We start from the raw sequence: 14,519 nt of genomic DNA on the forward strand, positions 1-14,519 counted from the left end.
TGTTGCATGAGATTACATCAATAAAGATAATTAATTTGTAGAAATTGTTTTATAAGAGGCAGAACCTGGTTCTGATAAAAAAAAACAGCTCCTAAAAAGAAGCTGTTCTCACTCAAAAAATCGTTGTAAGGTTACCGAAGTCTGTCTACAGATTTCACGAGCCTCTCATCTTTACGGATGTATACATTTGCAATAAGCAAACAGATCACCGCGATTAATGGGAAAATCGGCTCAATACCCTTCTCAGGAAATTGAATTCCTCCGGATAAGCTTAGCAGCCAGTACGCCAATACACCAATCAACAAAACGTTTATAATGATGCTGACAGAATTCAGCAAAATTTGTCTTTTTCTGTTTTTAAAACTGAAAATACTTAATGCTCCGGCTAAAACCAGCAGGATACACCCTATAGTAAGCACCGGAATATTGTTCAAAATAACAACATCCTGTCCTGTAATGAAAAGAAAAACAGCAGATAAAACTGCCAGTAACGTCCATATGGTTTGTATTCTCTGTAGCATTGAATATTAAATTCTTGGCAAAAATAACATAAATTTTGCACAATTCAAAAATAAGTGTAGATTTGCATTATACAATGTACTTGAAAACCAAAGTCACCGGACTTACTTTTCTTACTCACAATTAATTACATTTTTACATTAAGTATGTTTAACATAGAAACGTTAAGGTCAAAATCCGTAACGGAACTGACGAAAATCTTAAAGGATTTAGGCGTTAAAGTTGCAAGAAATAGCAATGAGAATGATAAAATCTTTGCAGTTCTTGACTTTCAGGCTTCCAACCCTAAAGTTGCAAAAGATTATTTCAACGCCACAGAAACCAGTCCAAATACGGAAGAGGCCACAGCAGATAAACCTGTAAAAGCCCCGGCAAAAAAAGCTGCTCCAAGGAAAACGGTAGCAAAGCCAAAAGTGAATGCCAAAACTCCGGTTGAACCGAAAGTGGAGCAAAAGGCAGAGGAAACGGTTCCTGTTTCTGAAGAAATAAAACCCGAAGAACCTAAACCCGAAGCAGTGGTAGCCGCAGCAACAGAAGAAGTGACTGCTGCATCACAAGCTAAAAAGAAAAGAAAAAGGGTTTCTGGAAATACAGGTGATACAGAAGTATCTCAGGAAAGAACAGAAGCTCCTAAAAATACAGAATCTCCATCTCAGGAGCCTGCCCAGGCAGAAGAGAAGCCTAAGAATCCTCAGCAACAGGCTAACAGATCCCCAAAAGGACACAACCATCCGCAGAACAGCGGAAATCAACATAGAAATCAGCATCAGCAACAAAATCAACAACAACAGCACCAACACCAGAACCAGAATCAAAACAGACATTCTGAAAAGGCAGAGGAACAGACTGACCATAAGAAAGAATTTCATTTCGACGGTATGGTAAGTATTGAGGGGGTTTTAGAGATACTGCCTGATAACTATGGATTCCTTCGTTCTTCAGATTTCAGCTATATTTCTTCACCTGATGATGTGTATGTTTCTACAGCACAGATCAGAAACTTCGGTTTAAAAACCGGAGATACCGTGAAAGGAATTGTAAGACTTCCGAAAGAAGGGGAAAAATATTTTTCTTTGCTAAAACCTACGGAAGTAAACGGACGCGATCTTGCTTTTATCAAAGACCGGGTTGCCTTTGAATATCTTACACCACTTTTCCCACAAGAGAAATTTAATCTTACAGGGAGCGAATCTACCATTTCAACAAGGATTGTAGATTTATTTGCACCTATCGGAAAAGGACAGAGAGCAATGATTGTTGCACAGCCTAAAACTGGTAAGACCATGTTGCTTAAAGATATTGCCAATTCTATTGCAGCGAATCACCCGGAAGTATACATGATGGTTCTTTTGATTGATGAACGTCCTGAGGAGGTTACTGATATGGAAAGAAGCGTGAATGCAGAAGTAATTGCTTCTACATTTGATGAAGCGGCTGAAAAGCATGTAAAGGTAGCTAACCTTGTTCTTGCAAAAGCTCAGAGAATGGTAGAATGTGGGCATGACGTTGTTATCCTGCTGGATTCTATCACAAGGCTGGCAAGAGCATATAATACCGTGACTCCGGCTTCAGGTAAAGTTCTTTCCGGGGGAGTTGATGCGAATGCACTTCACAAACCGAAAAGATTCTTTGGAGCAGCGAGAAAAATTGAAGGAGGAGGTTCTTTAACGATTATTGCTACAGCACTTATTGATACCGGTTCCAAAATGGATGAAGTGATCTTTGAAGAATTCAAAGGTACCGGAAACATGGAGCTTCAACTGGACAGAAAAATTGCTAACAGAAGAATTTATCCGGCTATTGACTTGATTTCTTCAAGTACACGTAGGGATGATCTTCTTCTTGACGAGGTTACCTCTCAGAGAATGTGGATCTTTAGAAAATATCTTTCTGAAATGAATCCTATAGAAGCTATGGAATTTGTAAATAAGAACATCAAAGGAACTCTTAATAATGAGGAATTCCTGATGTCTATGAATAAATAAATTTAATTATTGTTAAATAGAAAAAGCATGGATCCTGTTTTAGGATTCGTGCTTTTTCATTTTTAGGAGGGGTAATAAGTACATGCGGGTATTTTATTTTAAACTTTAATTCATTCTAAATCAATATATCAATGTTAAAGATTTATTAAAGTAATCCCCAAACCTTGATAATACCTTAAATATTGGCTAATTTTGGATATAACATTAAAAATAAAGATTATGTCATTTGAATTACCAAAACTAGGATATGCATACGATGCATTAGAGCCAACTATTGATGCAAAAACTATGGAGATCCATTATACAAAACATCACCAGGCGTATATTGACAACTTAAATAAAGCAATTGAAGGAACTGAGCTGGCAGGGAAAACTATCGAGGAAATCTGTAAAACAGGAACTGATAAACCGGCAGTAAGAAACAATGGTGGAGGACACTTCAACCACTCTTTATTCTGGACTATTTTAACTCCTGGAGGAAGTAAAGAACCTGTAGGAAACGTAAAAGCTGCTATTGAAAACTATGGTGGTTTAGAGAAATTCAAAACTGATTTTTCTGATGCTGCTAAAACAAGATTCGGTTCAGGATGGGCTTGGCTAGTGAAAAATGCTGACGGTTCTGTATCTGTTTCTTCTACTCCAAACCAGGATAACCCGTTAATGCCTGTTGCAGACGTTAAAGGAACTCCGGTTTTAGGATTAGATGTTTGGGAGCATGCTTATTATTTAAACTACCAAAACAGAAGACCTGATTATGTTTCTGCATTCTTCGATGTAGTAAACTGGGATAAAGTAGAGGAGTTATTCAACAAATAATTTTCAGCTATTATAAACAAAAGGTTCAGAAATTTCTGAACCTTTTTTGTTGTGTATTATTTTAAGATAACGGTTTTACTCACCTGCCTCTTTTCAAGATTTATTTTTAAGAAATAATTACCTTTTAAAAGATTCTGAACATGGGCTTCAGAAGTATTTCCTTTCAGTACCATCTTTCCGGAAAGGTCATACATTTCCCATGAAAGAAGTTTTTCGTTGCCTGTACTTATTTTAAAATACCCTGAGGCAGGATTGGGATGGATTTTAATCTCTGCCGGTAATATTTGAGTTTCAGAGGTCCTCATTGAATTTACAGGAGGGATTTTGGTAAACGTATTGTTTTCTTCGCAGGGGCCGATATATGCATGAAATATTCCAACATCCTGGCCAGTAGCGTAGGAGCCTGGCAATAGATGAACCTGATATCCCGCTCTATAAGTAACTTCAAGGTTAGGATAAATCTGTGAGCTCGCATAGATTCCTCCGCTTGCCTGAAAAGTTTGAGACGTAACTACCTTTTCATTGATGTACATTTCTTCAAAACATGGGCTGTTACAGTTTTTAAATGAAACATCGGGACCAGGAGGATTGGTGTAGTTGGCCGAAACTTCCGGCTGGTTAATTCCTCCCATATTATAAACCATTCTTACCCTAAAGTTGAACTCTGTATTAGAGGTCATTCCGGTGGGGTAAAAGGAGTAACTACTTACATAAAAACTGAAGCTATTAGTATTTGGAAAGTTGGGAGAAATTAAGGTCGTTACAAGATTTCCTGTGCTTGCTTCTAAGATATCTAGCTTAATGCCGGCTCCGGGCATTTGAAACGTTGCATTGGGAGGAAGTTGATAATTACCCGTGATATACATAGGGTCTTCGGGACATCCTGTTTGGTTTCGGGGATGAAGATTGATTGTTCCAACAGTAGGAATATTGCAGTTAGGAGGCAGCCCGCAGAAATCATCAAAATAACCATATCCGTAATGGCCGCTGTTTCCACAGTTTGACATAATGATTTCCAGTGTTACAAACTGCCCCATATATTGTGAAGTATCAATGTTTTCACATCTCCACCCTGAGTATAAAATATTGTTTGCCGGATTATAATTGAAAAGAGGATTGGAGACTCCGTCAACGGTTCTTTGGTATACTATATTTCCACTGCTGTTTTTAAGTCTTACCTGATAATAGGGATATCTCGTATCGTTTGTGTGGCCTCCGTCTGCAGGATTTTGGAAAAATAAAGCATAGGCATAGCTGATGCTCCTCTCATTAACAATAAACTGCCTTCTTAGCAATGAGGCTCTTCTGGACAACACACTGGTAGGCTGGTTGAGCCTAATGGCATATTTTCCGGAATATACCCTGGGAATACTTGGAATGTTGGGATCTGCAGAACTGGTATCTACTAATGTAACGTTGGAGTTGGGCGCAGGGTTGACCACAGTGGTCGGTGTAAGGGTGTATTGTGCCCAGGTAGACTGATCATATACATCACTGGCAAATCCATAGCCTGCTGTAGAGCCGCCATTATCTTCAAAACCTCCATTGGTACACTGCTGAAGAACCTGTGCGAAATACAGGCTTACTTTTTCAGGATTTCTTTTGAAATATTCATTTCTTAGCTTTTGCCGCTTTGCCGTATTAAGTGCAGTGTTGTAGTCTGAGACAGAAAGAGGCTGTCCGGTTTCTTTATTTGTAGTATCTGTAGCGTTGATGACTTCTGTAAAATCAAATGTATTGATATTCTGAGTGATAAAGTTTTCAATTTCTATTTCAATAAGAGCTACTTTATCAAGCCTTTTCTTCTCATCTTTCAGATAAGTTTCCTCATAACTTTGTGCGGTAATCTGAATTACAGCCAGGCACAAGGTTAATAGTATTAGAATTTTTTTCATAAATAATACTGTATAGGTTATTTTTTAGCTTGTTCTAAAGCCTCGATTCTTTTTTGCTGTTCCTTAATCAGCTTATTCTGTTCAATCGTATAAAGAGTAAGTTCTTCAATTTTCTGCAACAGTAAATTGGACATTTCCCCTATATTCAGTCCTTTTTCCTGTATTTCTTTTGCCGATGGAATATTCGGAAGATGGTTGTTTTCCCTGGTGAATTTTTCTACATCTTCAAGAGTAGGCATTGTATATTCCGGTTGTAAGCTGGAAGCTCCTGTGTAATATTTCTGGAATACATAATCAGCAGGCACGTTAAGATCCACTTTTACCTCTTCAGCATGGATCTTTCCTTTTACCGTTAACTTGGCATCCGGATTTAAGGAACCCATTCCAATATTTCCATTGTCGTGAAGGAATAGTGGAGCATCACAGATTCCTGTTGAGCAGGGAGAAATAGCATCATACCTCATGAAAGCTAATCCTTTTGCCCATTGATTTCCTTTCCATATTGCCCATTCTTTTACAGTTCCCTGCTGAGTGTAAGAATCATCAATAAACCTTAAGCCGGTGGGAATATACCCGCCGTTTCCTCTTATTATGGGAATATTTCCATTAGCATTAATATCTAATGACCCTTGGGGAGTTGAAATGTTAATTCCAACATTTGTATTCGTGGAAGCAGACAGTGTTCCCGGAACATAAAGCTGAGCGCTTAGCAGGCACACGGATAGCACAGACAGTGCTGAAAACATTTTCTTCATGAGTTAAATTAGTTTTATAGGTTATTAGTTCACTGAAAATCAAAATTCAGTGATATACAAATATAATTAAATCTTATGATGAATTTCTAGATAATTTATTAATTTTATTCTGAGATTATAGATGATATGCTGTGTAATGAGTGGTTTAAATAAAAAAAGTTCAGAAATTTCTGAACCTTTATTATTTTATTGGATGTTATTATCTTATTGCATCACTTCCGGACAGGCCATTCATTTTGAGGCCGTATTTCCAATTTACGTATGCAAAGACCTGATACAGTTTATATTCAAATTTTATCCCGTAGTTTTCCCGTGGATCATAATCTATTCCTGATTCTATAACATTTCTGTATTTGCCGGTGTTGTAATAACTATTCCATTCATTGACCAGGAATGTATTCTTATTTTTCAGATAAGATTCTGAATACTGATTCATAGGTTTGGCAATAGCATTCAAAAAATAATCAAACTGGGTATCTATGACAACAATATCCCACTCTCCATCTTCATTTTTAGAAGGTTTCATTTCTGCATGTTCTTTATTATTTTTAGGTGTATTCTGAGAATAGCAACTGTATGGAAGAATGGCCATAAGCAGCAGTAAAACAAAATTTTTCATGATTCAATTATTTATACTAAAAAAGCACTCCAATAAGAGTGCCTTTCTATATTTATTTTTTAATATATTCTTTCTGAACTACAGAAACCGCAGGGAAGTGGTCACTGTATCCACCTGTGAACCGGTCTCCATCCCAGGAACGTAATGGATATCCTTTCCATTGTCCTTCCTTGTTTACAAGATAAGGCGGAGCATAGATCTCTGCTTTATAGATGGTATAGGTAGGCGTTATTTTTTCCGGTGAATAAAGATTTCTTGAAACGATAATCTGATCAAATAAGTTCGGAGCATCTCTGTATGCCAGTGAAGCAACGCCAGCTTTATATAATTTATACATCAGGTTATAATAAGGAGTCTTATCTGATAACTCACCTGGATCACCTACGGCAGCTAAGTGTTTTTTCAAACTCGGGCTTACAGGGTCGTCGTTGTAATCACCCATTGAGAATAGCTTGATTCCCGGATTTTCAGCAGTCACTTTATCCATTTCACTTTTCAGGACAGTGGCAGCTGTATTTCTTTTGGCAAGAGAAATTGCCTCACCACCTCTTCTGGATGGCCAGTGGTTCATAAAGAGACCTACTTTTTCTCCATCCAGTAATCCAATAGCGATAACAATATCTCTGGTATATTCTCTTCTTCCGTTTTCATCGTAAATTTTGATCTCTTTTTTATAAGAATCCAATACGGAAAATCTTCCTTTTTGATAAATAATGGCTACATCAATTCCTCTGGAATCATAAGAATTAAAATGAACAATCCCATAATTGCTTTTTGCCAAAGCCGGCTGTTTGATTAAATCTTCAATGACCTGTCTGTTTTCAACCTCTATTAATCCACAGATAGCAGGGTTGTCATTGGTGTATTGTCTTCCCAGTTCCGAAATCACCTTAGCCTCATTAGCCAATTTCTGATTATAATATTTTGTTCCCCATCTTTTAGGGCTGTTGGCTGTAAAGTCTTCAGATAAAAACTGTTTTCTGATCACTTTTTTTCCAATCAACAGATCATCGCTCCATTCTCCTTTATAATCTTCCGTTGTTTCAAGAAACTTTAAAGAATCTACAGGTACACTTCTGTGAAATTTAGGATTAGAAAGAGGAAGAGTTCCATCAATATAATCTGCAGAAGGAATGGTATCCCAAAGGTTTTCTACGTTCAGGAAGGCAATAGCTGCTCTTTTGACCTGCTTTTGTTGTGAAAAAGCAGAACTGAAGCAAAACAGAGCGGCGATGATTAAATATTTTTTCATATTCTTAGTATATTCAAAAAAACTGAGGGGGTAAAATTACTAATTTTATATAAGAATAAAGACTAAAATAATTTGAGTTTAGTTTAATAAGAAATTAAGGATTAGGTTGAAAGCCAAAGCTGGAGCTAAGAAAAGCTATTATTTTACCTTTCCCGGCTTCCGGATTTCTTATATTATATACGAAAAAAGGCCTTCATTTTTAAGATAAGTTTAACTATAAGAATATTATTATTCTATTTTTTGTAATCGATGGAAATTAGCATATATTTTTATGATAATACCGGGGCGTTAAGAAAATTTAATAGAATAAACAGCTAAAACTGTTTGACTTAATGAAAATAGTTCTAAATTTGTTGCCCCTTAAATAAAGAAGGAGTTAAAAATAAGTTTATTATGATTAAAAAACTATCCCTAATCTCTTTATTTACTTTAATGCCTGCATCTTTTTATTTTGCGCAAACCACTGTATATGCGTATGTTAAAGATCAGGATGGTAAGCCTTTGGAGAAAGCAGAAGTAGATCTGGCACAATCCGTTGACGATGTGACTGCGGATAAAATTGGATACTTCCAGTTTGTAGATTTAAAACCTGGACACTATCTTATTACAGTGGCAAAACCAAACTTTGAGTCAAAAATCTTAGAGTTTGATGTAGCTGAAAATGAGAAGAGAAAAGACTTAGGTGTTATTACACTTAATTACACTTTGGGATCAGACGCAGGAGTAATAGTCATTGATGACTCTGCAAGTGATTCTGAAGACGGGGGCTCATCTATGCAGCCTACTGTAGGACTTTTAAGCTCAGGAAGAGATGCTTTTCAGAATGTTTCTGCTTTTGAACTCGGTGCTTACTGGTTCAGACCAAGAGGGGTAGACAACAGATTTGAAGATGTTCTTTTTAACGGTGTATCCATGTCTAAGAATGATGACGGAAGAATAGACTTCAACAATTGGGGAGGGATGAATGATGTGACGAGATATCCTTATGAGAATGTAGACAATATTACTCCTTCAGAATATACCTTTGGTAATTTAGGTGGGGTAGTATATTATAATACCAGAGCTTCCAGCTATAGAAAACAAACTTCATTAGCCTATTCATTTACGAACAGAAGTTACCTGCACAGAGCCATGGCTACCTATTCATCAGGTCTTACTAAAAACGGATGGGCTGTAACTGTTTCTGCAAGCAGAAGATGGGGAGACAGGGCAATTATTGATGGTGTTTATCAGGATGCCTATGCTTATTTTGCATCTATTGAGAAAAAATTCACGGATAGACACTCCATTAATTTAACAGCCTTTGGGTCTCCTACGTACAGGGCTTCCAACGCTCCGAATACTCAGGAAGTATACGACCTGATGGGTAAAAATTATAATTCGTACTGGGGATGGCAGGATGGAGAGAAAAGAAACTCCAGAATCAGAAATGTTTTTGAACCTATGTTCATCTTAACAGATTACCTGAAAGTGGGTAAAAACTCTAACTGGACAAACACTGTATCTTATCAGTTTGGTAGCGATGCAAGAAGCAGACTCGACTGGTTCCATGCTCCAGATCCAAACCCTACTTATTACAGAAAACTGCCAAGCTACGGACTTCTCTCTGCTGATGAATTCAGACAGCAGTCACAAATAGACTGGAATTCTCTTTATAATGCCAACCGTCTTAACCTTGTTGATGGTGAAGGAAAGCCAAGAGGAGCTGTTTATACTATTGTAGAAGATGTTAATAAAGATAAAACATTCAACTTTTCATCTCATTTTGATACAAGGCTGAAAGATAACTGGAAATTGAATGTAAACTTCAACTATCAGAATTTAAAATCTGATAACTTCAGAAGAGTTAAAGATTTATTAGGAGCTAATTTTGCCAGTAATCTCAATGCATTCAACGGTGATACAAGATATGATGCAGATAATACTAATGCAGAAGTAAGAGAAGGAGACAGAACTCAGTATTCTTACGAGCTGACAAGAAATCATTATTCACTGAACATTTCTTCTGAAATAGATTTTAATAAATGGAATGTAGTGGCTTCTGTATTCTCTTCTTATTCTGAAGCATACAGAGAAGGGCACTTCAGAAGTGGAATTGCCAGATTCAGAGACAATTCCAAAGGTAAAAGTACAGTATATGATGCCTTGGATGCCGGGGTTAAAGGGAAGATTACCTATAAAATCAACGGTAAGAACTTTATTGTTTACAACGGGGCATTCTTTAGCTTAGCACCTACGCTTAATGAAATCTATATCAACCCTAGGATGGTGGATTACCAAACTCCGGGAGTTACCAACCAGATGATCAATTCTAATGATCTGAGCTACGTAATGAGAGGACAGATTTTAAAATTGAGACTGTCAGGTTATTTAACGACGATTCAAAACGCTACGGAAATTTCAAGATATTATGCTGACGTAAACGACGGTACCCTTGGAAATTCTTTTAGTACTTTGGTTAATGAAGCGATGAGCGGAGTTAATAAAAGATACATGGGACTTGAATTAGGTTTCGATGTTAAGATTACACCTACCTTAAATGCAGTAGGGGTAGCCAGTGTAGGAGAATACAAATACACCAACAATCCTGAAGTATCCACTTTTGATGACTTAAACGGGTTCAGAGGAACAGATGTTTGGGGTAAAGCTAATGTTAAAGGATATAAAGTAGCCGGAACACCTCAAAAAGCATTCTCTTTGGGATTAAAATATAATTCTCCGAAATACTGGTGGGTAGGAGCATCTGCGAACTACCTGATGGATCAGTATCTTGATTTCTCAGCGTTGAACAAGACGCCTTATATGTATACGGACCCACAGACTAATGATCCTTTTGCCGGAGTAACTCCTGAACTGATTGAGCTTATTACCAAGCAGAAAAAATTTGATAACCAGTTTATGCTGAATGCCAATGCCGGAAAATCTTTCCAGTTTGGAAAATACAGAATGGGAATCAGTGTTTCTGTAAATAATATCCTGAACAACAGAAATTATGTGACCGGAGGATTTGAACAAGGACGAAATGTAAACTTTAGTGATGCACTTGCTGATGCGCAGAGAGAAACTCCTTATTTCGGGCCAAAACTTTGGTATGACAGAGGAATCACTTTCTTTACTAACGTTTATTTAAGATTCTAAAAACGACTACAATGAAAAAATATAACTCAATTTTAAAATATATTTTTATCACAGCAGCTTCCTTGTTCATAACGACAGGATGTGTGCATGATGATAAATACGACCAACCCAATCTTGACGGGTATGACTGTGCCGACAAAAATGGGATTGTAATGCCTTTTGCCGACGTTAAAGCTAAGTTTCAGAGTAATGTAACCTATGTTTTCCCGGAAGATACCACACCTAATAATGAGGAAGATGATTTATATATGGTAGGGTATGTTTCTTCTACGGATGAAACAGGAAATATTTATAAGACGATCTACGTTCAGGATGCACTGGAAAATCCTACACAGGGATTTACCGTGAGTGTAGATGCAGTAAGTACTTATACCAAATATCCTCAGGGATCAAAAGTATATATCAAGCTTAACGGCCTTGCTGTAGGTGCTTATGGAAACCTTGTACAGCTTGGTATGAAAACAGGGGCGGAGACCACTCCTTCGTCTGTATCAAGAATTCCTGAAAAACTTGTTGGAAAGCATATCTTCAGATCTTGTGCTCCAAAAGGAAAGATTGTACCGAAAATAATGAAACTGGCTGACATGGTTCCTGCCAATGACCAATATTTCGGATGTCTTATTCAGGTAAATGATGTAGAATTTGATGCGAGAGCTTTATGTACTACGTATGCACCCAATGGAGTAACGGTAGATAAAACAATAGGTGAAGGATGGGCAGCTGGAAAATATGCAAAAACTGCGGTGGTAAGAAACAGTGGATATGCTGCATTTGCAGGTCAGCTTCTTCCTTCTGGTAATGGTAAATTTGTAGGGATTTACAGTAAATTCCAATCTGGAAATACACCTACTTATCAATTATATGTAAACAAGTCGGAAGATCTTGATATGAAGAAGTTCCCACGTTTAGACGGTCTTACAGAAGGACCATGTGACTTTAATCCAGGTTCACTTACCGCTAAAACAGTGGCCGATGTGAAACAATTGGCTGCAGGAACTACAAACTGGGTACAGATCACTTCAGATTCTTACCTTAAAGCTCAGGTGGTAGCTAATGATGAAACAGGAAACCTTTATAAGTATTTGTATGTAGAAGATGCTACAGGAGGAATCAGAATAAACATGAACAAAACGAACCTGTATCTTGACAGCAGATTCAGATTAGGTAAGGATGTGAATATCAAACTTAAAAACCTGTATGTAAGAAGTGTGAACGGAGAAGTTCAGTTAGGAGCTTTATTCAGTAACAATACACAGTTCGGACAGATAGAGGAGGTAGATATGTACAAATATTTCTTCGACAGCAATACGGCTTCAAGACCGGTAATACCTACCGAAAAAACAATTTCTCAGCTAACAGGCGGTGACGTAGGTAGATGGATTAAAATTAAAGACCTTCAGTTTGTTGATGGAGACCTGGGAAGAACACTAACTGATGGAAGTGCCGTAACAAGCAGAACGCTTCAGGATTGTTCAGGAAATACTGTTGTCCTGAGAACAAGCGGACAGGCAAAATTCGGTAATGTTGCTCCGGGAGGTTACGAAGTAAAAGGAGGAAAAGGGGATGCATATGCTATTTTAAGTATCTATAATGGAACTTATCAGTTGTGGATCACTAAGCTGGCGAATATTGACTTTGATGCACCAAGATGTGACGGAAGCGTGTATACACCACTTCCGGTTGTGTACAGTGAAAATTTTGCAGCAGGTGGATTCAGCTCAGACTGGACGGTAAAGAATGTGATGGGTCCTCAGGTTTGGCAGACATCTAACCAAGGAAACGGACAGAATTACTACGCAATGATGAATGGTAATGCCGGAGGTGCCGGAAATAATATTGTGAACGAAGACTGGTTGGTTTCCAAAGCGGTGAGCCTGGTTGGAAAAACTAAAGCTGCAGTAAGCTTTTCAACAGACGTAAGATACACAGGAAATGCTTTACAGGTGTATGCTACAGATAACTATACCGGTGATCCTGCAACCACAACGTGGACTCTGTTGCCGGCTACTTTAGATACCAACGCCAATGCATTCGGCGACTGGGTTGGGTCTGGTAACGTAAACTTAAGTGCTTTCCTAGGGAAAAACGTAAGAATAGCATTTAAATATACTTCTACTACTGCTGCCGCAGCAACATGGGAAGTAGATGATTTCAAGATAAAAGCACAATAATCATTGCTTATGATATGAAAAGCCGGCTCGCAAGAGCCGGCTTTTTTATGCAGTATAAATAATATGTGCTACTTAACCGTAATTGTAGGGTCCCAACGACAGTAACTATAAAGATTTTGTTTATCACTGTTTTCCGGATCTAAAGTATATAAAGCAAAATAAATATAATAGCTTCCCTGTCCGGTACTGCCTACCCTTGCATCCAGACTTTGGAAAAGAATATTGGCAGGTACAGCAGGAAGGCCATCGGCTTTTGTATGATCAGGTATTGCAGCTTGCTTTCTGTCTACGCCCTCATATTGAATAGTATTGCCATTAAATACATCCACTCCGGCATAGTTTTGAACATTGTAGATAATAATAGCATCATCTGAGTTCTGATATATCGAACAGCCTCTGAAACATACAGTATCTCCTGCTCTTGCGGTGAAGTTTAAGTCTCCTGTTGCCTGCCCACCGGCAACGTTGGCAGTGGGAACGATCATATACTTGCCTGCATGATCAATAGGTACCGCTTTAGTACTATCATCTGTACAAGGGGCAAGCTTATTAGATCTCATGTATTCTTTTACGTAATCAGTGTCTATTACGACCATAATGTCTATTTCCTTACTTGATGCTAATTGTGATGTGTCCATGTGATTTGTTTTTTAATGATTGTTTTTCCTACTCGTTTGGCTTTTCAGATTCCGCCCCGTTTTTTATATGATGTCGGCTTCAACATTGTAATTACATCACAAATGTAGGACGTTAAAAAGACGTGTGTTAGCGTATAAGTGCGGAATTTGCAGTCAGTATTTTTACGCATTAATCCCTTGTTGGTGATTTTTATTATAAAAAAATACCCTGAAAGTTTAACTTCCAGGGTACTTATACTGGTTAAATTTAATTCTTTTTAAAAAGAAACCTCGTTCACTTCTTTTCCTCTCTGGAAGTTCATTGTTTTCTGGCTGCCTTTATAGGCGATGTTCACCAGGTTGATTTGCTTCGGAAAGGAGCTTAAAAGGATCGTGTTTTTAATTTTTAAGGTGTTAATATCTGAAACTCCTGTGGTTTCAAAATACACCCATACAGTTTCTCCGCTTACCTGACTTCCGGTGAAGGTTATTGTTTTGGGAGCACCATTGACAAATACATCAAAATTGTTATTCACATATTTTTTAACTTCAGCTTCAAATCCTGCTGTGTTAGGATTTATTTTAATAGCGTCAGAGATATGGCTTGTATTCATTTTTGTGGTAAACTTCAATGTTTTGCTTCCATCAATATAATCCACCTTGGTCATTGAAGAGAAAAAGTCTACATACATAAAACTCATTAACACAAAAAATGTTAAAATTCCTGATATATATAAAAGTTTTTTCATCTT

Annotated in this window: 11 protein-coding genes; 4 read left to right on the forward strand and 7 right to left on the reverse strand. The window is 37.5% G+C overall.

What is annotated here, in order from left to right:
- Positions 1-131 precede the first annotated feature (131 nt).
- On the reverse strand, positions 132-521 hold the full coding sequence (locus LQV47_RS03125) for a DUF4293 family protein (RefSeq protein ID WP_230033755.1): 390 nt from the start codon (positions 519-521) through the stop codon (positions 132-134).
- Between the two features lie 144 nt (positions 522-665).
- Here LQV47_RS03125 and rho point away from each other — a divergent pair, with 144 nt between their 5' ends.
- Both rho and LQV47_RS03135 read left to right on the forward strand, forming a co-directional pair.
- Positions 666-2,504: a transcription termination factor Rho gene (rho, locus tag LQV47_RS03130; RefSeq protein ID WP_230033757.1), complete on the forward strand. Its 1,839-nt coding sequence runs from the start codon at positions 666-668 to the stop codon at positions 2,502-2,504.
- A gap of 219 nt (positions 2,505-2,723) precedes the next feature.
- Positions 2,724-3,320: a superoxide dismutase gene (locus LQV47_RS03135; RefSeq protein ID WP_230033759.1), complete on the forward strand. Its 597-nt coding sequence runs from the start codon at positions 2,724-2,726 to the stop codon at positions 3,318-3,320.
- A gap of 56 nt (positions 3,321-3,376) precedes the next feature.
- Here the strand turns inward: LQV47_RS03135 and LQV47_RS03140 are convergent, their stop codons facing one another.
- The 4 genes from LQV47_RS03140 to LQV47_RS03155 form a co-directional block, all read right to left on the reverse strand.
- Positions 3,377-5,215 carry a T9SS type A sorting domain-containing protein gene (locus LQV47_RS03140; protein WP_230033762.1) on the reverse strand — a complete coding sequence of 613 codons (1,839 nt, stop codon included), beginning with the start codon at positions 5,213-5,215 and terminating at the stop codon, positions 3,377-3,379.
- Between the two features lie 17 nt (positions 5,216-5,232).
- Positions 5,233-5,970 carry a hypothetical protein gene (locus tag LQV47_RS03145; RefSeq protein WP_230033764.1) on the reverse strand — a complete coding sequence of 246 codons (738 nt, stop codon included), beginning with the start codon at positions 5,968-5,970 and terminating at the stop codon, positions 5,233-5,235.
- Positions 5,971-6,169: 199 nt separating this feature from the next.
- Complete coding sequence (locus tag LQV47_RS03150; RefSeq protein ID WP_230033766.1) at positions 6,170-6,589, reverse strand: DUF6146 family protein; 420 nt, start codon at positions 6,587-6,589, stop codon at positions 6,170-6,172.
- Positions 6,590-6,641: 52 nt separating this feature from the next.
- Positions 6,642-7,841 carry an endonuclease gene (locus LQV47_RS03155; RefSeq protein WP_230033768.1) on the reverse strand — a complete coding sequence of 400 codons (1,200 nt, stop codon included), beginning with the start codon at positions 7,839-7,841 and terminating at the stop codon, positions 6,642-6,644.
- A gap of 393 nt (positions 7,842-8,234) precedes the next feature.
- Between LQV47_RS03155 and LQV47_RS03160 the strand changes: the two genes are divergently transcribed.
- Both LQV47_RS03160 and LQV47_RS03165 read left to right on the forward strand, forming a co-directional pair.
- Positions 8,235-10,979 carry a TonB-dependent receptor gene (locus LQV47_RS03160; RefSeq protein WP_230033770.1) on the forward strand — a complete coding sequence of 915 codons (2,745 nt, stop codon included), beginning with the start codon at positions 8,235-8,237 and terminating at the stop codon, positions 10,977-10,979.
- A gap of 11 nt (positions 10,980-10,990) precedes the next feature.
- On the forward strand, positions 10,991-13,150 hold the full coding sequence (locus LQV47_RS03165; RefSeq protein ID WP_230033772.1) for a DUF5689 domain-containing protein: 2,160 nt from the start codon (positions 10,991-10,993) through the stop codon (positions 13,148-13,150).
- 68 nt (positions 13,151-13,218) lie between these two features.
- Here LQV47_RS03165 and LQV47_RS03170 read toward each other — a convergent pair whose 3' ends face one another.
- Positions 13,219-13,788 carry an AidA/PixA family protein gene (locus LQV47_RS03170; RefSeq protein WP_230033774.1) on the reverse strand — a complete coding sequence of 190 codons (570 nt, stop codon included), beginning with the start codon at positions 13,786-13,788 and terminating at the stop codon, positions 13,219-13,221.
- Between the two features lie 257 nt (positions 13,789-14,045).
- Positions 14,046-14,516, reverse strand: a complete 471-nt coding sequence (locus LQV47_RS03175) for a DUF6702 family protein (protein ID WP_230033776.1) — start codon at positions 14,514-14,516, stop codon at positions 14,046-14,048.
- Positions 14,517-14,519 lie beyond the last annotated feature (3 nt).

Source organism: Chryseobacterium sp. Bi04 (assembly GCF_918698085.1).
GTDB lineage: Bacteria > Bacteroidota > Bacteroidia > Flavobacteriales > Weeksellaceae > Chryseobacterium.

What these genes read in the sequence shown, in the direction of transcription:
- LQV47_RS03125 (WP_230033755.1), bottom strand. Translation starts at nt 521, where the DNA reads ATGCTACAGAGAATACAAACCATATGGACGTTACTGGCAGTTTTATCT.
- LQV47_RS03150 (WP_230033766.1), bottom strand. Translation starts at nt 6,589, where the DNA reads ATGAAAAATTTTGTTTTACTGCTGCTTATGGCCATTCTTCCATACAGT.
- LQV47_RS03155 (WP_230033768.1), bottom strand. Translation starts at nt 7,841, where the DNA reads ATGAAAAAATATTTAATCATCGCCGCTCTGTTTTGCTTCAGTTCTGCT.
- LQV47_RS03165 (WP_230033772.1), top strand. Translation starts at nt 10,991, where the DNA reads ATGAAAAAATATAACTCAATTTTAAAATATATTTTTATCACAGCAGCT.
- LQV47_RS03135 (WP_230033759.1), top strand. Translation starts at nt 2,724, where the DNA reads ATGTCATTTGAATTACCAAAACTAGGATATGCATACGATGCATTAGAG.
- LQV47_RS03175 (WP_230033776.1), bottom strand. Translation starts at nt 14,516, where the DNA reads ATGAAAAAACTTTTATATATATCAGGAATTTTAACATTTTTTGTGTTA.
- LQV47_RS03140 (WP_230033762.1), bottom strand. Translation starts at nt 5,215, where the DNA reads ATGAAAAAAATTCTAATACTATTAACCTTGTGCCTGGCTGTAATTCAG.
- LQV47_RS03145 (WP_230033764.1), bottom strand. Translation starts at nt 5,970, where the DNA reads ATGAAGAAAATGTTTTCAGCACTGTCTGTGCTATCCGTGTGCCTGCTA.
- LQV47_RS03160 (WP_230033770.1), top strand. Translation starts at nt 8,235, where the DNA reads ATGATTAAAAAACTATCCCTAATCTCTTTATTTACTTTAATGCCTGCA.
- LQV47_RS03170 (WP_230033774.1), bottom strand. Translation starts at nt 13,788, where the DNA reads ATGGACACATCACAATTAGCATCAAGTAAGGAAATAGACATTATGGTC.
- rho (WP_230033757.1), top strand. Translation starts at nt 666, where the DNA reads ATGTTTAACATAGAAACGTTAAGGTCAAAATCCGTAACGGAACTGACG.